The organism is Phaeobacter italicus (assembly GCF_001258055.1).
GTDB lineage: Bacteria > Pseudomonadota > Alphaproteobacteria > Rhodobacterales > Rhodobacteraceae > Phaeobacter > Phaeobacter italicus.
Genome location: NZ_CVRM01000022.1, coordinates 167201 through 184292 on the forward strand (window position 1 = coordinate 167201; position 17092 = coordinate 184292).

Consider the following 17092-nt stretch of genomic DNA (forward strand, 5'->3'; position numbering starts at 1 on the left):
CCACGGCCCGTTCCGAGGGGTATCCAGAGCTGGCTGTCTCTGTTCGACAACGCTTGACTGGCCCGCAGCGGGGCGCGAACATACTCCTGCGTCATTGGCCACTGTCGGGGGATAACGGTCAGAACAGCGCAGAGCCAAGAGGCGGTGACATTCGGGTAATGGGTGCGTGGCACCTTCTGCATTCCTTCATCGGGCATCATGAGCCAAGAGAAGGACAGGGAAAATGCGTGTCATCACTATTCTGGGCCCCTCACATTCGGGAAAGAGCGAGCTGGCAACAGCGCTCGCCACGCTGGAGGGCAACAATCAGCCACCGGGCAAGACCACCGATATCGCTCAAATTCATACCTTTGCCTTTAAGGGAGAGGAATGGGGGGTGATTGACATAGCAGGTGGCGTTGAAAATCTCGCGTCAGCTGGTCCTGCCCTTGCAGCGAGCGATGCAGCGGTCGTCTGCGTGCCAGCGGATGATGCATCGGGCGTTCTAGCGGCCCCCTATTTGCGGATGGTTGAAGAGGCGGGCATTCCCGCCTTTCTTTTTATCAACAAGATGGATCAGGCTGACGGGCGGGTGGCCGACATTGTTGCGGCTTTGCAGACCTATTGCCGCCACAATATCATTCTGCGCCAGATCCCGATCCGTGAGGGTGGGCGCGTGGTTGGCGCGGTGGATCTGATTTCCGAACGGGCCTGGCAATACCGCGAAGGGCAGCCTTCCGCGCTGGTCGCCTTTCCTGACAGCGCCCACGTGCGGGAGCGGCAAGCCAGGGGAGAAATGCTGGAGGCGCTGGCCGACTACGATGATGATCTGCTGGAGCAGCTCATCGAGGACCGCAAACCGATCGCTGAAGATGTGTATGAGGTGGCGACCCGCGTGCTGCGCCACAACGACATGATACCAGCTCTTCTTGGTTCTGCATTGCACCGCAACGGGATTTTGCGTCTCATGAAGTCGCTGCGCCACGAAGCCCCGACGGTTGATGCGGCTGTCCGCCGATTGGATGATGGCGCAACGGCGGAGAATGGCGTCATCGCTGTTGGCTGTGCCGCCGATGTGGTGAAACACCTTGGCAAGACCATCGTCCTGCGTGCGATGACGGATGATGTTGGCACCGGGACGCAGGTCTGCGGCACGACCCTTGGCACGCTGACGCCGCTGCGCGCGGATGGCCGGAGCTTGGCGGCGGGCCAGATCGGTGCTGTTGTCAAATCTGACCATCTCGACCTGGGATTTGCCTATGACAGCACTGGCCAGATTGGCCTGCCGGACTGGGCGCAGCCGCGGCCTTCGACCTTCCAGCGGATTATCACCCCACTGCATGAGCGGGACGATGCGCGTCTTTCGACTGCTTTGGAACGCCTTGCAGAGGTCGATCCGGGCCTTAGTCTCGCACAGGATGACGTGACGGGGCATGCGCTTGTGGGGGTGCAGGGGCCATTACATCTGCGGCGCATACTTGCACAGCTTGCAACCTCCTTCGGAGTTGACGTGAGCGACGCGCCGGTGCCCCTGGCACTGCGTGAGACCATCACGCGTCCGGCGACAATCCATCACCGGCACCGAAAGCAATCAGGAGGGGCGGGACAATTCGCTGATGTGGTTCTGAGTATCTCCCCAAGCTTGCGCGGCAGCGGATTTTCCTTCCGTGAGGAGATCAAGGGCGGCGCAATTCCGAAAGGCTATATCCCGGCGGTGGAAGCCGGTGTCCGAGAGGCTTTGCAAGCTGGGGTGAATGGCCACCCTGTCGTGGACGTGCAGGTGGTTCTTCAGGATGGTAAACATCACTCGGTTGACAGTTCTGATCATGCATTCCGTACAGCGGGAAAGGCTGCTGTGAAAGCGGCGCTGGAGGACGCGGGAGCCGTGGTCCTGCATCCCATCATGAAAGTCGCGATCCACGTTCCTGCCGTCTTTACCGGTGGACTGGTGCCAGTGGTGAGCGGGATGAAGGGCCAGATCCTTGGGTTCATGTCACACCCTGAGGCGGCAGGCTGGGATGTGTTCGAAACGCTGCTGCCAGTGGCGGCCCAGGATCAGCTGTCGGCCTCCCTTGCCAGCGCAACGCGGGGAACCGCTTGGTTTTCCAGTGACTTTGATCACTATGAGGAGATGCGGGCCTGATTGATTTTGCCAAGTGGATCAGCGTGCCACCCGATTGTGTGGACAATGTCGCATCTGGTTGCCAAATGGCGCTGAAGCTGGCTTGCATCCGGTGCGGTTTCGGATTGATCTGCCCCCAGATCAAATTCAGCAGTGAAAGAGCCCGCAACAATGGATGCCTCCTCCGCCTATCAAGACAGTCTCCCCGTTTCCTCTGACGCGTTGCTGGCGCAACTGGACGATTGGGGCATTGACTATCGCCTGCACGAGCACGTGCCGTTGCGCACGGTTGAGGATGCAAAAGGTGTTGAGGATGCATTCATGGCAGAAGGCGAAGTGGCGCTGCGGCTGAAAAACCTCTACCTGCGTGACAAGAAAAAGCGCAACCATCTGATCAGTCTGGAGCAAGACCGCGATGTTGATCTTAAGGCGCTCGGAGCCGAGCTCGGGCTTGGCAATCTGTCGTTTGGATCAGCGGATCGGCTTCTTGAGAACCTGGGCGTGCGCCCAGGTGCGGTGACGCCGCTCGCCATGATCAATGGTCGCGACCATAATGTGCGGTTTTACATGGACAAGGCGGCGCAGAATGCTGACAGCATTTACATGCACCCTCTGGTGAATGACCGCACCATCGGGCTGACCCGTGATGCATTTTTGGCCGTGATGGAGCGTCTGGGTGTCGAGATCCAGTGGGTCTGACCAATTCGCGCTTGCAAAAATGAACAGTTCTCTGGCCTGATGTGCAGGAATGTGCATGTTTGCAAGTAAGCATGCGACGGGAGATTGCGTCATGGAGAACTGGGATGAGGTGCGGACCGCTTATCAGGTCGCCAAAATGGGAACTGTCAGTGGCGCTGCGGAAGTGTTGGGCGTTCACCATGCAACGGTCATCCGCCACGTAGACGCGCTTGAGGCGCGGTTGGGGGTCAAACTGTTCCAACGCCATGCGCGTGGTTACACCCCCACCGAGGCCGGGCAAGATCTGCTTCGCGTTGCGCAGGCCACTGACGACCAGTTCGGGCAATTGGTTGGACGGTTGAAGGGGCACGGCGATGCAGTGTCGGGGGAGTTGGTGGTGACATCCCTGTCTGCGATGTCCGCGTTGCTGGTACCTGCCTTGACCGAGTTCCAGAACCAGCACCCTGATCTGATTATCCGTTTCCTGACCGGCAGTCGCTTGTTCCGTCTGGAATACGGTGAAGCGCATGTGGCAATCCGCGCAGGGGCACCGCCGGAACAGCCTGACAATGTTGTGCAGCCATTCATGACGCAGCAGCACAATCTATATGCAAGCCAAGGCTACATCGACAAATATGGCCCGCTGAAGGGGCTGGACGACATGGCCAACCACAGGTTTGTCGCCAATGATGACGTCGAAAGCCGTGCTCCCTATAGCAAGTGGCTGCGGGCCCATGCGCCCGAAAGCGCCCTGTCGTTCCGCTGTGTTGCGGGCGTGTCCATGCAGGATGCGTTGATCGCCGGTGCCGGGATTGGTTTTCTCACACAATGGGAGGCTGCCCGCTATCCGCATCTGGTGCGCATGATGGACCCGCTACCGGAATGGACCAGTGATCTGTGGCTTGTCACCCATGTCGACCTGCACCGCACACCCAAGGTTCAGACATTCCTTAAATTTCTGAAAGCCGAAGCCAAGGCCTGGACTGCATGAGCCCCTATTACCGCGGCCATCTTGCGATGCTCTTGTTCTCGGCCCTTGTGGCCGGGTCATTTTCACTTGGATCAATGGTGGCCAACGATATCGCGCCGATGGCACTGAATGCGATCCGGTTTGTCATTGCAGGGGTGGTGATTGGTGTTGCGGCCCATCTGACCCACGGGCTGAAGCCTGCGCACTTTCGTGCCCCGTGGCGGTTTGCTGTGCTTGGTGGTTTGTTTGCCGTTTACTTCGTCCTCATGTTCTATGGGTTGCAAACTGCCCCGCCTGTCAGCGCTGCTGCGGTATTCACGCTGACGCCGGTACTGAGCGCAGTTTTCGGCTTTCTTCTGTTGCGCCAAATTACAACGCTGCCGATGGCCCTTGCCTTGGCCATTGGCGGGGCAGGCGCGATCTGGGTGATCTTTCGTGGGGATCTTTCGGCGATGCGGGCCTTTGAGGTCGGGCAGGGTGAGATCACATATTTCTGGGGCTGCGTTGCCCACGCAATCTACACCCCGATGGTGCGGCGCCTGAACCGGGGCGAGCCTGCGGTTGTTTTCACCTTTGGCACCCTTGTGGCTGGGGCCATCATTCTCACGCTTTTTGGTTGGCAGGATATCCGGGCTACAGACTGGGCGTCCCTGTCATCACTCGTCTGGATTGCTATTCTGTATGTCGCAGTCTTTGCCAGCGCCGCCACTTTTGTTCTTCTGCAATACGCAAGCCTGCATCTGCCCTCAGCCAAGGTGATGGCCTACACATATCTTACCCCAAGCTGGGTGATCCTGTGGGAAATCGCGCTGGGCAAGGGGGTGCCGGATGTCATTGTTCTGCTCGGCATTGCACTGTCTGTGCTTGCTTTGGTGATGCTGCTGGAAGGACGTGCCAGAACATCCAAGGCATAATTGATCCGCCACACCGTCCTTGAGATACATCAACGCAGCATCTTTTTGCAGCGCTACCTTTGGATATAGGGAGCGCGCCCTGATGAAGGGAGAAAGAGATGTTTAGTCATATCATGGTTCCAATTGACCTGCGGATGCCACCGTCTGTTGCCAAGGCGATGAAGGTGGCCGCTGAGCAGGCGAAGTTGCACGGCGCCAAGATCAGCCTTGTTCACGTGACAATGGAGCAGATCAAAGAGGGCAAAACCGACGGCAAAGCCGGTGCGCAGCTTCAGGATCTGACCGACAAACTCGCTGCGGAAACGGGGTGTGAGGTTGAGGCCGTGCCGGTGCATTCGGTGGACACGGTGGCCGAAATCAATGGGATTCTGTCACAGACCGCGGCAGAACTGGGTGTGGATCTGGTGGTTATGGGCACACATATGCCGAGCATCCTCGACTACGTGTTTTCTTCGCATGCAAGCCATCTGGTCCTGCACTCTGACGCGTCTGTCTTTGTTGTGCGGTGACGTCGTGCGTTGAGGCTAGGCTTCTGGCTTGGCGTCATCGTTTAGCAGCTCCGCCTCCAGAAAGCGTTCAAAGGCATCCAGGTTGACGGGTTCGAACTGGCCAAACCCTTGCATCCAGACACTTGCAGATCGCATGGCATCCGGTTGCAGTTTGCACCATTTGACCCGGCCGCGTTTTTCCTGCGCAATCAGACCTGCACGGGTCAAAATGGTCAGATGTTTGGAAATCGCAGCCAGCGACATTTCAAACGGCTCTGCCACGTCCGTTACCGCCATGTCGTCTTCCAACAGCATGGTCAGGATGGTGCGGCGCGTCGGATCAGCAAGGGCGGCAAAGACAGTGTCGAGGGGATCGCTCATGATCTACTCCTAAACCGCAGGAAGCGGGTCGACAATCCCGCAGGGTTGGTCACAAATGGCGCGCAATCAAAAGGGGCGCGCGCATGGCACTGAAATATTGGGCGATTATCTTTGTTCTGGGGATCGGCTGGGGCATGTCCTTTATGTTCAATGCGATCCTCCTGCGGGAGCTGGGGCCGTTGTCGGTTTCCATGGGGCGGGTCGGCTTTGGGGCTGTGGGGTGCTGGATCTATGTGATCGGCGCCCGAAAGAAGGTGCCGAGCGACATCCGCAGGTGGCTGGCTCTCTTTGGGTTCGGTGTCCTCAGCTATGCGGCCCCTTTTGCGTTTTACGCACTTGGTCAGCAGGATATCGCAAGCGGTGTTGCGGGTATCGTCAATGCGATGACGCCCGCGCTCGCTGTGGTTGCTGCGCACTTCTGGCCGGGAGGAGAACGCGCGACACTGATGAAATCGCTTGGTGTGCTCTGCGGGTTTGTGGGAATTGTCGTGTTGTCCCTGCCGCTGTTGCAGGAAAACCGAACATCCGAGATGTGGGCCGTTTTGATCACGCTTTGTGCGCCCGTCTGTTACGCGATTTCGGTAAACGTTGCCCGCCAGTTCAAGGATATGGAGCCTGTGGTCCTGGTGGCGATCGCGCTGACGGGGGCAACAATCGCGATCGCGCCCCTTGCGATCTGGGCAGAGGGGCTGCCAATTGTGACGCGCGCCGAGACATGGGGCGCGCTGTTCATTATCGGTTTTGTCCTGACGTCCGCAGCTTTCATCCTGTTTTATTGGGTGCTGCCCAAGGTTGGCCCGACCAACATCACGATGCCGACGCTGATCGCGCCGATCTCTGCCCTCGTGATGGGAAGCTGGATCCTGAAAGAACCCTTGATGCCGGAACACCTGATCGGCATGGCGGCAATTCTGTTTGGCTTGCTGTTGATTGATGGCCGAATTCTCAGCGGACTGCGCCGTTCCAGACGGGTCTGACAAGATCAACCTTTTGGTTGAATATGGCTTTTGCGGTCTTTTCCGCTGCGTTTTCCGTGGCAGGGGAGGCGCGTCGCGATGCGGCTATTGGGAAATTCTTTTTATTTCAGATGGTTGCGCATGGCGCCGCAGGGGCGTCTGCGTTGTTGACTCTGTGACCGTGACTCCTTAGCACCGCACACAGAATTCACGTGAGGATGGCGCCCGTGACAGATGAGCCACATAAGCAGCGCTTGGCGCAGCTGGAGGCCCGACTGGCAGAGGCGCGTAAGGCACAAGAGCCCAAGCCGCGCGCGGACGAACATTATTCGACAGCCAATCAGGCCTGGAGAATGGTGATTGAATTGGTGTCCGGTCTGATGATCGGATTTGGCATTGGATACGGGCTGGACCACCTGCTTGGGACCATTCCGATCTTTCTGGTGCTGTTCACGATACTGGGCCTCGCCGCCGGAGTGAAAACAATGCTCCGCAGCGCGCAAGAGATCCAGGAAAAGAAACTGGCCGAAATGGCCGAACAAGATGCGCAAGACCGGGATTGATCCCCCGGCGACAGGAGAAACGGGACAATGGGCAAACTAATCTTTGGTGCAGCATTCCTGCTGGTACTTGCTTCTGGGCTGTTCTTTGCGCCCGCTATTCCGGGCCTCCAGATCCACCCGACTGATCAGTTTCTGGTCAAGCCTCTGGGTGGCGCAGGCGAGCTGAACTTCTACACCCCGACCAACGTGACCCTCTGGATGGGTCTGGCAATTGTCGCGATCTTCGCGCTGATGGTTCTGGGTTCTGCAAAGCGCGCGATCGTCCCGACGCGCATCCAGTCTGTTGCTGAACTGGCCTATGGCTTCATCTACAAGATGGTCGAAGACGTGACCGGCAAAGACGGTCTGAAGTTCTTCCCCTACATCATGACACTGTTCATGTTCATCCTGACCGCGAACATGCTGGGCCTGATCCCGGGCAGCTTTACCACCACATCGCACTTTGCTGTGACTGCTGTTCTGGCGATGCTGGTGTTCGTGACCGTAACCGTGACCGGTTTCGTTCTGCACGGCACCAAGTTCCTGGGCCTGTTCTGGGTCAGCTCCGCACCACTGGCGCTGCGTCCGGTGCTCGCGATCATCGAACTGATTTCCTATTTTGTGCGTCCCGTAAGCCACTGCATTCGTCTTGCAGGTAACGTGATGGCGGGCCACGCGGTTCTGAAGGTATTCGCAGGTTTTGCAGGCGCTCTTGGCCTGTTCAGCTTCCTGCCGATCTTTGCCATCACCGCGGTTTACGCACTCGAAGTTCTCGTGGCCTTCATTCAGGCTTACGTGTTCACCATTCTGACCTGCGTGTATCTGAAAGACGCGCTGCATCCGTCCCACTAAGGCTCGGTTAGGTCTGAACAACAAATCCTCAACTTCCAATCGTAAGGAGATACACAATGGAAGGCGAACTCGCACACATCGGCGCTGGTCTGGCTGGCATGGGCACTGGTATTGCTGCACTGGGTGTTGGCAACGTTGCTGCTAACTTCCTGGCAGGCGCTCTGCGCAACCCCTCCGCGGCTGCTTCCCAGACCGCAACCCTCTTCATCGGTATCGCATTCGCAGAAGCCCTGGGCATCTTCTCGTTCCTGGTTGCTCTGCTGCTGATGTTCGCCGTCTAAGAACCTTCGGAACCATTTTCCTTACGGCCGGGCGGTGTGGACGACTGCGCCGCCCGGTGTAACGGCAAGTTCCCTAGGAGGACGACATGGCAACTCAGACGCAGGACGCAGGTCACGGTGCCGCAGAGGCCGCCCACGGTTCGGGCGGCATGCCGCAGCTGGACTTCTCGACCTATGCGAACCAGATCTTCTGGCTCGTGGTCACGCTCGTCGTGATCTACTTTATCCTGTCGCGCATCGCGCTGCCTCGCATTGCGGCAGTGTTGGCCGAGCGTCAGGGAACCATTACCAACGACCTCGCTGCAGCCGAAGACCTGAAGGCCAAAGCTGTCGAGGCCGAAACCGCTTATAATCAGGCCCTGGCGGACGCCCGTGCAGAGGCTCAGCGCATCGCTGCTGAGACCCGTGCGGAAATCCAGGCAGACCTGGATGAGGCTATCGCCAAAGCTGATGCGCAGATTGCTGCAAAAGCCGCGGAATCCGAAGCCTCCATCGCTGAGATCAAGGCTGGTGCCATCGAGAGCGTCGAAGCTGTCGCTGTTGAGACCGCCGCTGAAATCGTTGCTGCCTTCGGTGGCAAAGCAGACGAAAAAGCCATCGCAGCTGCGGTTGCTGACCGGATGAAAGGATAAGGACATGCGTACAGTCTTCGCTCTTGCCCTGACACTCGGCGCCAGCCCCGCATTTGCAGCGTCTGGTCCCTTCCTGTCGATGAGCAACACCGACTTCGTCGTAACGCTCGCGTTCCTGCTGTTCATCGGTATCCTGCTCTATGCCAAAGTGCCGAGCCTGCTGGGTGGCCAGCTGGATTCGCGCGCTGAAGGCATCAAAAAGGACCTCGAAGAGGCCCGTGCCCTGCGTGAAGAGGCCCAGACCATTCTGGCATCCTACGAGCGCAAGCAGCAGGAAGTTCAGGCTCAGGCAGATCGCATCGTTGCTTCGGCACGTGAGGATGCAGCTCAGGCCGCTGAACAAGCCAAGGCAGACCTGCAGACTTCTATTGCGCGCCGCATGGCCGCTGCAGAAGAGCAGATCGCAGCAGCTCAGAACTCTGCTGTGAAAGAAGTGCGCGACCAGGCGATTGTCGTTGCGATCCAGGCTGCCGACGCCGTTATCTCCAAGCAGATGACAGCGACCGAAGCCAACAAGCTGATCGACGCAGCAATCGCAGACGTGGACGCAAAGCTGCACTAAGCTTCGCTATATCGTCTGTGCATCAAGAACCCGGCCCCTGCGGCCGGGTTTTTCTGTTTGGGGTCAACGCAAGCAAGGTGTGGCTCAAAAAAGGGGTGGCTCAAACTTGTTTCGCAGTCTTGTTCACCCACTAAGCGGGGGGCTGACCGGCCGGGCCAAGACGCGACACCGCCCCATCAGGCAGTGGGCGGCGCAGTACACCTTGGGGGGCGGCAAAAAACCGCCCCGCTTGTGAGCAGGGCGGTCGCTGTGTCTGGGCAAGATCTCCTGCAGGAGGGGTGTCAAACCGCCTCTTTGAAGTGATCAAAGCCTGCGTCGGCCTGTGGCGCAGCAGAAACGCCACCGGACAGGTCGAACCTCTCCATCAGCCGTGCGAGGGTTTCGGCGTCAGAGCGCAGCATATGGCCTGCGGCTGTTGCTTCTTCGACCATGGCCGCGTTCTGCTGGGTCACCTGATCCAGCTGGCTTACGCCCAGGTTGATCTCGCTTAGGCCGTTTGCCTGTTCAGATGCCCCAGTTGCAATGTCAGACACCAAGCCGGAAATGTGGTTCACCCGTTCGACGATTTTTTCGATCGCCTCACCGGCCTTGCCAACCAGATCGACGCCCTGTTCCACCTGCCCAGAGCTGGCGGCGATGAGCGATTTGATCTCTGTCGCGGCGTCAGCAGATCGTTGGGCAAGACCACGGACCTCCGACGCGACGACCGCAAAGCCACGACCCGCTTCACCGGCGCGAGCGGCTTCAACACCTGCGTTGAGAGCCAGCAAATTGGTCTGGAACGCGATGTCGTCAATCACACCAATGATCCGCGAGATCTGGGCAGAGGATTCTTCGATGTGGCCCATCGCGCTGACAGCGGTGCGAACGATTTCCCCGCTGCTTTGGGCCTCTGCGCGGGCTTTGTGCATTGTCTCTTCAACGTTCTTCGCGCCTTCAGCCGCTGATTTGACAGAGACAGTCAACTCCTCCAGCGCGGCGGCTGTCTGTTCCAATGTTGCCGCCTGGCTTTCGGTTCGGTTGGACAGATCATCAGAGGACCGGCTGATCTCAGTCGCGCCATTGTTGATGCTGCCGGTTGCGTCCAGAACCTGATGAATGGTGCCTTTGAGAGTGTCGACCGTTGCATTGAAGTTTGACTGGAGCTTTGCGTATTCCGGTGCAAATGCTTCATCAATCCGACAATTCAGCTTGCCTTGTGCCAACTCGTTCAGGTGGTCGCCCAGCACCGCCACCATTCGTTCGGTTTCCTGCTGGGTCTGGATGGCACGTGCTTCGGCGCGTTCGGCTGCGGCGGCCTGTTCGCGCGCGGCGTCCTGTTCGCTGAGCAAGGCTGCGTCAGCGGCCCGGCTCTTGAGCAAGCTGATCAGTAGAACCCCGCTTTCAAGCAGAACAATCGCTGCATGCAGGACCGTCCGTTGCAGGTTCTCGCTTAGCCCGCCTGATGGGTAGACAAGGCTGGGCAGTAAAAGGCTGAAGGAGATGTGATGCAGTGCCACAAGGACAGTGGCAAAGATAAGCGCGCTGGGGCTGCCCAAAGTCGACACGATTGCCAGGACCGCGAAGAACATCATGTGGGCATCAAGCTGCCACGGGTGGCCGTTCAAGGCCGCAGCGAACAGGATGCAATGGCCCACAAAACAAAAGCTGAGCACGTAGTCCCGCGTTGAATGCGGCAATGACTGAGACACAAATGCAAGCCCACCAAGGGTAAGGCTCAGCAGCCCGAGGATCCACCAGTTCCCCGCATCATTGAGGTAGAATGCCGCGAGAGCAGGGATTGGCATCAGCAGCCAGCTCGATACCTGTTGGACGCGCTGCTCCGCATTCGCATTGGAAACAGCAGGGGCGGTGGCTTTACCTTGGCTGACGCCCTTCACTTTGAACATAGTTCCAGAACCTTTCTTCCATCCATGACCAACCACGCCCCCTGGCGGAAAAGTTGATCGGCGCTTTGTGGGGTTTCCAGCATCACCAAGGCACCAAACGGCGCACGCTCTGGTGTGACCTCTGCCACATTTGAACGCTTTGCGATCTGCGCGGCGCTGTCACCCCAGGGGGGCGCAATAATCAACGCCACCTCACCAACCTGCGGAGTGGCACAGGCAAAAAGCATGATCGCGGGTGCGCAGACGGTGATGACTGCGGTCACTGCAAAGAAGATGAGATTCTGTGCGGCTTCCCCCATGCCTCAACACGTAGGGGATATACCTTTAAATTTACTTTCTGGATTGAAAGTGAATTTGCGTGGAAATCCTCGCTAGGCGGTCACTGGCCCAGTTCGTGTTGCAGCCGCTGCTTGGCGATTTCTGCGTTCCGCATCGAACGTTGGTGATCCATCAGAGCCTGTTTGACATAGTCCAGATGGGTCTCCACCGCCTCACGTGCCCGGGCCGGATCGCGGGCCTGAAGAGCGGCGTTGATAGCTCGGTGCTGCTCCAATAGCGCCTCGCGGGTGGTGTGCTGTTGGAACATGACACGGCGATTATAGAACACGCCCTCTCGCAAGAGATCAAACATCGACCGCATCATATGCAGCATCACGACGTTGTGGCTGGCGTCCATGATTGCGGAATGGAATTTTGCATCCAGGGCCGCCGCCTCTTCCGAGGTCGCCGGATCGCCTGCCATTTCCATTTTGTCGAAGATCGCCTGAATGACTTGCAGATCATAGTCCGAGCCGAACTTTGCGGCCCGTTCTGCAGCGAGCCCCTCCATGTCGCGGCGAAAGCTGAGGTAATCGAAAACCGCCTCATCATGACTTGCAAACAATTGCACCAGCGCAGGCGAGAATGCAGAGCCGAGAACATCGGCCACAAATACACCTGCCCCCGCTCGTGACACCAGCAACCCGCGATCTTGCAGGTCCGCCAACGCATCTCGCAGAGATGGGCGGGAGACGCCCAGCCGTTCTGCCAGCTCACGCTCGGCAGGGAGCCGTTCACCCGGTGTCAGAATGCCCCGCAGGATGAACTGCTCGATCTGACGAACCACAGAGGCAGAGAGTTTTTCAGGCTGAACTTTTTGAAAGGGCATTGCAGCGGACCGGTTCATATTGATTGGTCAAAACATATGACCACGTGGGGCGGGCGGCTGCAAGGTCTGCATCGCAGATCGCGGGTGCAATTGCAGACAGGTGCGAGGGGTCATGCTAACCTGCGCATAAGGCCAAGTTCACGTACTCACGACCCTGTCCACAGACCACGGTGCGCCTTATGTATTTGACTGTCCGTTTTCCGCAAAACCTCCGTTTTCTTCTGATTTTGCCTCTTGTCGTTTTGGTTGGCGCCTGCAATACGGCAAGCCCGCATTTCGCGGCAATGCCGATGCAGCGCGTCACAGTTGATGGCAGCACCTTTGAGGTGCGAGTGCGTGGCAATCTGGCAGAGGCGGTACGCATCAATACCCAGTATGCGCCGCGTCTTGGCCCTATCCGGGAGCGGGCTCGCCGCGCGATGGAAGCGGCCAGCGGGTGTGACGCGGACCGCGTTCTGGGGGATCAGGCGCTGCTGGTTGGGCAGCTCAGCTGTCCGGGCGGAGAATCCGCAAAATAGCAGGTTATCCACAAGATATGGTGGCGAATTGGCGCTGATACCGCTGATTTGGGGGGCAGCCAGATTGACAGTGGTGTAACAAACCCATGACACTTGGCCCCCAATGAATCACAGGATAGTCGCTTGCGATTTTCGAAACTCAGACTGAATGGCTTCAAAAGCTTTGTGGATCCAACCGACCTGCTGATCGCGGATGGGCTGACCGGTGTGGTTGGGCCAAACGGCTGCGGCAAATCCAATCTGCTTGAGGCCCTGCGCTGGGTCATGGGGGAAAACCGCCCCAAGGCGATGCGCGGTGGCGGTATGGAAGACGTGATCTTTGCGGGCACGAACTCCCGTCCTGCTCGCAACTTCGCCGAGGTAAGCCTGCTCATCGACAACAGCGAACGTCTGGCTCCCTCCGGCTTTAACGAAAACGACAATCTGGAAATTCTCCGCCGGATCACCCGTGATGTCGGCAGCGCGTATAAGGCGAATGGCAAGGATGTGCGGGCCCGCGACGTGCAGATGCTGTTTGCTGACGCATCAACCGGCGCGCATTCTCCGGCTCTGGTGCGCCAGGGGCAGATTGCAGAGCTGATCAACGCCAAACCCAAGGCGCGCCGCCGCATCCTTGAGGAAGCAGCGGGTATCTCGGGTCTTTATCAGCGCCGCCACGAGGCTGAACTCAAGCTCAAGAACACCGAAGCCAACCTCCTGCGGGTGGATGATGTGATCGAGCAGCTGGCAGCCCAGTTGTCGCAGCTCTCGCGTCAGGCCCGCCAGGCGCAACGCTACCGTGACATCGGTGAACAATTGCGCCGGGCAGAGGGGATGCTGTTGTATCGGCGCTGGCGCGAAGCTGATGATGCCCGACTTGAGGCCGAAGACATCCTTCGCCTGCGTGAAAGCCAGGCAGCCAAGGCCGAAGCGCTGGCGCGGGCATCCGAAATCAAACGTCAGGAAGAAGAGGCAAAGCTGCCTCCTCTGCGCGAGGAAGAAGCGATTGCTGCCGCCGTGGTCCAGCGGCTTGTCGTCCAGCGTGACGCGCTAAGCGATCAGGAAGCTAAGGCCCGCCAGACCATTGAGACCCTGACCAATCGGGTGGCTCAGCTGGGACGCGATATCGACCGCGAAAGCGGTTTGAACCGCGATGCGGGGGAAACGATTGAACGGCTGGAGTGGGAGCAGCGCGAACTGTCGCGCGCTTCTGTCGGTCACGATGACCGCCTTGCCGAGGCTGCGGAGCGCGCCCGCGAGGCAGGAACCGTTCTGCAAGCCCGCGAAGAGCACCTGACCAGTCTGACGGAAGACGTCGCGCGTCTGGCCGCCCGCCACCAGTCAGCGCAGCGACAGGTCGAAGATTGCCGTCGCGCGCTGAGCCGTGCGGAGGACGAAGGCAGCGCTTCGCGCGAGGCAATGGCAACCGCCCGCGAGACGCTTGAAATGGCAGAGGGGGCTTTTGCGTCCGCAATCGAAGCCGAAGAGGAAGCCCGCGAAGCCGCTGAGCAGGCCGAAGAAACGCTTGCTGCCGCCGAGGATGCGCGCAGTGAGACCCAATCGCGTGAGGCAGAGGCCCGCGCGTCCCGGTCTGAGGCAGAAGGTGAGCTGGGCGCGCTGCGGGCCGAAGTGACGGCGCTGGCCAAGCTGGTAGAGCGTGACACTGCCGAAAGCGGCCACGTGCTGGACGATATGCGTGTCGCACCGGGTTATGAAAAGGCACTGGGCGCCGCGTTGACCGATGATTTGCGCGCGCCCCTCGCAGAGGTCGATGGCCCGAGTGGTTGGGTGACATTGCCACCTTACGACGGGGATGCTCCGCTGCCTGCGGGTGCTGTGCCGCTGTCGCTTCATGTGACCTGCCCCGACGCGCTGCACCGGCGTATCTCTCAGGTTGGACTGGTGGACAGTGACGCTGCGCGGGATTTGCATGCAAAGTTGTTGCCGGGTCAGCGCCTTGTCACCCTGGAGGGCGATTTGTGGCGTTGGGATGGGTTCCGGGCATGGGCCGAAGATGCCCCCAGCGCTGCGGCTTTGCGGCTGGAGCAGATGAACCGCCTGGAAACACTCAAACAGGAATTGGAACACGTCAGCGCCCGCGCTGACGGGGCCCGCGCGGCCCATGAGGTTCTGATGCGAAAGCTTGCAGATGTCACCGCGGCCGATCAGGCGGCCCGCCAGGCCCGGCGCGCAGCAGACCAGCGATCCGCTGAGGCCGCACGTGCGCTGAGCCGGGCAGAAAACAACCGCAATTTGGCCGAGGGCAAGCTGGAAACCCTTGGGATCGCGGTGGCCCGTCACGACGAAGATGCAGCCAATGCCAAGGCGCAGCTGGCTGAGGCTGAGGCCGCACAGGCCGATCTCGCGGATCTGGATGAGGCCCGCACAACGGTTGAGGACGTCAAGCAGGCGGTTGAGGCGGCACGGATCACGATGCTCACGCACAGGTCTTCTCATGATGAGCTGCGCCGTGAAGGCGAAGCCCGGATTGCCCGCAGTCAACAGGTCACAAAGGATCTCTCTGGCTGGCGGCACCGGCTGGAAAGCGCGGACCGACGTATCGCAGAGTTGAACGAACGTCGGGAGGCCACTCAGGAAGAGCTGGAAGAGGCGCACGCGGTTCCGGCCGAGATCGCGGAGACCCGCGAAGAGCTGAATGCCGCGATCGAGGATGCAGAGGCCCGCAAGGCCACAGCTTCGGATGCGCTTGTCGGTGCGGAAACCGTCCTGCGCGATGCCGTGCAAAACGAACGTGAATGTGCCCGCCTGGCGTCAGAGGCCCGTGAAGCGCGCGCCCGGTCCGAGGCGCGCTGTGATGGGGCACGCGAAGCTGTCGCACTGGCCGAAGACCGTATTCGCGAGGAACAGGAAACCGTTCCGGAGCAGCTCGCTGCGCAACTAGATGTGGCGCCGGAGGACATGCCCAGCTCGGACGAGCTGGAGGCCGAAGTCAACCGACACAAGCGCCAGCGCGATGCCCTTGGTGCGGTAAACCTGCGCGCAGAAGAAGATGCGCGGGTGGTACAGGAAGAGCACGATCAGCTGGTCGGTGAAAAGGCGGATCTGGAAGAAGCGGTGAAAACCCTTCGCGCGGGGATCGCCAGCCTCAACCGTGAGGGCCGGGAGCGGCTCTTGACCGCGTTTGAGGAAGTGAACGCGAATTTTGCCATGCTGTTCACTCATCTCTTTGGTGGTGGTGAGGCCAATCTGGTGATGGTCGAAAGCGACGATCCGCTTGATGCGGGTCTCGAGATCATGTGCCAGCCGCCGGGCAAGAAACTGTCGACCCTGTCCCTGTTGTCGGGTGGCGAGCAGACGCTGACCGCAATGGCGCTGATTTTTGCTGTCTTCTTGTCCAACCCCGCTCCGATCTGCGTGCTGGACGAGGTCGACGCGCCGCTCGATGACGCGAACGTCACGCGGTTCTGCGACCTGCTGGATGAAATGTGCCGCCAGACCGACACGCGGTTCCTCATCATCACGCACCACGCCGTGACTATGGCCCGCATGGACCGGCTGTTTGGTGTCACGATGCAGGAGAAGGGCGTGAGCCAGCTGGTTTCCGTGGATCTGAAAAAGGCCGAAGCTTTGGTGGCCTGATCGGTTGTTCTGCTGCGACCCATGTCCTAGGGTCGCAGCATCAACCACAGGAATTCACATGAAGTATCTTTCTCTAGTGACCGCCGCAGCATTGTTCGCATTGCCCGGCTTTGCCCAAGCGCAGAACATCGTCGCGAAAAATGCGACCAGCATTGCCAACTTTTTTGACGAAGAAGGGGTGGCCTTCGAAGTCACCACGGATGATGTGGGCGACCCCAAGATCAAGGTCGACTACTATGGCAATGACTTTTCCATCTATTTCTACGGCTGCACAGACAACACGAACTGCGACGCGATCCAGTTCTTCTCTGGATACCAGACCGATGGTGGCGTTCGTCTTTCAAAAGTGAACGAATGGAACACCGAAAACCGGTTTGGTCGTGCCTATATCTCTGAGGAGGGCTCTGCCCGGATCGAGTTTGACATCTACCTTGGAAACGACGGCATGGATCCGGATGACTTTGCCGAGACGCTGGGTATCTGGTCCCGCATCGTGCAGGATTTCGAGACCTTGATCGACTGGTGAGCCGCGTCTCTCTGACCTGACCGCAAGCGTCACTGAAACGTGACGGCGATCTGTGAACAAGTCTGATAGGCTGGCA

The 17092-nt window shown here is 59.2% G+C and carries 18 protein-coding genes; 14 read left to right on the top strand and 4 right to left on the bottom strand.

The annotated features are described in order from the left end of the window. Positions 1-223: 223 nt before the first annotated feature. The 5 genes from NIT7645_RS09445 to NIT7645_RS09465 all read left to right on the top strand — a co-directional run bounded on the left by NIT7645_RS09445 (position 224) and on the right by NIT7645_RS09465 (position 5172). Positions 224-2122: an elongation factor G gene (locus NIT7645_RS09445; protein ID WP_050686845.1), complete on the top strand. Its 1899-nt coding sequence runs from the start codon at positions 224-226 to the stop codon at positions 2120-2122. Between the two features lie 150 nt (positions 2123-2272). Next, a complete protein-coding gene (locus NIT7645_RS09450; protein ID WP_050686847.1) occupies positions 2273-2800 on the top strand; it encodes a prolyl-tRNA synthetase associated domain-containing protein in 528 nt (175 codons plus the stop codon). A gap of 91 nt (positions 2801-2891) precedes the next feature. Then, entirely contained in the window at positions 2892-3770 is an 879-nt protein-coding gene (locus NIT7645_RS09455) for a LysR family transcriptional regulator (protein ID WP_046211581.1), read from the top strand. Beyond that, the gene (locus tag NIT7645_RS09460; protein ID WP_050686849.1) at positions 3767-4663 is read left to right on the top strand and encodes a DMT family transporter; all 897 of its coding nucleotides are present in this window, start codon (positions 3767-3769) and stop codon (positions 4661-4663) included. The genes NIT7645_RS09455 and NIT7645_RS09460 overlap by 4 nt, the downstream gene beginning before the upstream one ends. Positions 4664-4761: 98 nt before the next feature. After that, positions 4762-5172, top strand: a complete 411-nt coding sequence (locus tag NIT7645_RS09465; protein WP_008558812.1) for a universal stress protein — start codon at positions 4762-4764, stop codon at positions 5170-5172. Between the two features lie 15 nt (positions 5173-5187). On the opposite strand, the gene NIT7645_RS09470 is transcribed toward NIT7645_RS09465, so the two are convergent. Continuing rightward, positions 5188-5532 carry an ArsR/SmtB family transcription factor gene (locus NIT7645_RS09470; protein ID WP_008561484.1) on the bottom strand — a complete coding sequence of 115 codons (345 nt, stop codon included), beginning with the start codon at positions 5530-5532 and terminating at the stop codon, positions 5188-5190. Between the two features lie 83 nt (positions 5533-5615). Between NIT7645_RS09470 and NIT7645_RS09475 the strand changes: the two genes are divergently transcribed. From NIT7645_RS09475 to NIT7645_RS09500, 6 genes are all read left to right on the top strand, one after another. Beyond that, complete coding sequence (locus tag NIT7645_RS09475) at positions 5616-6509, top strand: DMT family transporter (protein WP_008563104.1); 894 nt, start codon at positions 5616-5618, stop codon at positions 6507-6509. A 197-nt stretch (positions 6510-6706) separates the two neighbouring features. After that, entirely contained in the window at positions 6707-7051 is a 345-nt protein-coding gene (locus NIT7645_RS09480) for an AtpZ/AtpI family protein (protein ID WP_173644452.1), read from the top strand. 27 nt (positions 7052-7078) lie between these two features. Further along, complete coding sequence (locus NIT7645_RS09485; protein ID WP_008559672.1) at positions 7079-7882, top strand: F0F1 ATP synthase subunit A; 804 nt, start codon at positions 7079-7081, stop codon at positions 7880-7882. A 56-nt stretch (positions 7883-7938) separates the two neighbouring features. Continuing rightward, positions 7939-8163 carry a F0F1 ATP synthase subunit C gene (locus NIT7645_RS09490; protein ID WP_008562443.1) on the top strand — a complete coding sequence of 75 codons (225 nt, stop codon included), beginning with the start codon at positions 7939-7941 and terminating at the stop codon, positions 8161-8163. Positions 8164-8249: 86 nt separating this feature from the next. Next, positions 8250-8795 (top strand): F0F1 ATP synthase subunit B', encoded by a 546-nt coding sequence (locus NIT7645_RS09495; RefSeq protein ID WP_008561323.1) that lies wholly within the window; start codon positions 8250-8252, stop codon positions 8793-8795. Positions 8796-8799: 4 nt separating this feature from the next. Then, entirely contained in the window at positions 8800-9357 is a 558-nt protein-coding gene (locus tag NIT7645_RS09500; protein ID WP_008560852.1) for a F0F1 ATP synthase subunit B, read from the top strand. Positions 9358-9638: 281 nt separating this feature from the next. Here NIT7645_RS09500 and NIT7645_RS09505 read toward each other — a convergent pair whose 3' ends face one another. The 3 genes from NIT7645_RS09505 to NIT7645_RS09515 form a co-directional block, all read right to left on the bottom strand. Continuing rightward, complete coding sequence (locus NIT7645_RS09505; protein ID WP_050686851.1) at positions 9639-11246, bottom strand: methyl-accepting chemotaxis protein; 1608 nt, start codon at positions 11244-11246, stop codon at positions 9639-9641. Next, the gene (locus NIT7645_RS09510; protein WP_050686853.1) at positions 11234-11545 is read right to left on the bottom strand and encodes a hypothetical protein; all 312 of its coding nucleotides are present in this window, start codon (positions 11543-11545) and stop codon (positions 11234-11236) included. The genes NIT7645_RS09505 and NIT7645_RS09510 overlap by 13 nt, the downstream gene beginning before the upstream one ends. 80 nt (positions 11546-11625) lie before the next feature. Continuing rightward, positions 11626-12393, bottom strand: a complete 768-nt coding sequence (locus tag NIT7645_RS09515) for a FadR/GntR family transcriptional regulator (RefSeq protein WP_050687094.1) — start codon at positions 12391-12393, stop codon at positions 11626-11628. Positions 12394-12572: 179 nt separating this feature from the next. Between NIT7645_RS09515 and NIT7645_RS09520 the strand changes: the two genes are divergently transcribed. The 3 genes from NIT7645_RS09520 to NIT7645_RS09530 all read left to right on the top strand — a co-directional run bounded on the left by NIT7645_RS09520 (position 12573) and on the right by NIT7645_RS09530 (position 17016). Beyond that, positions 12573-12911, top strand: coding sequence for a hypothetical protein (locus NIT7645_RS09520; RefSeq protein ID WP_050686855.1), 339 nt, complete (start codon positions 12573-12575; stop codon positions 12909-12911). Between the two features lie 123 nt (positions 12912-13034). Further along, on the top strand, positions 13035-16490 hold the full coding sequence (locus NIT7645_RS09525) for a chromosome segregation SMC family protein (RefSeq protein WP_050686858.1): 3456 nt from the start codon (positions 13035-13037) through the stop codon (positions 16488-16490). Between the two features lie 58 nt (positions 16491-16548). Continuing rightward, positions 16549-17016 (top strand): YbjN domain-containing protein, encoded by a 468-nt coding sequence (locus NIT7645_RS09530; RefSeq protein WP_037302645.1) that lies wholly within the window; start codon positions 16549-16551, stop codon positions 17014-17016. Positions 17017-17092 lie beyond the last annotated feature (76 nt).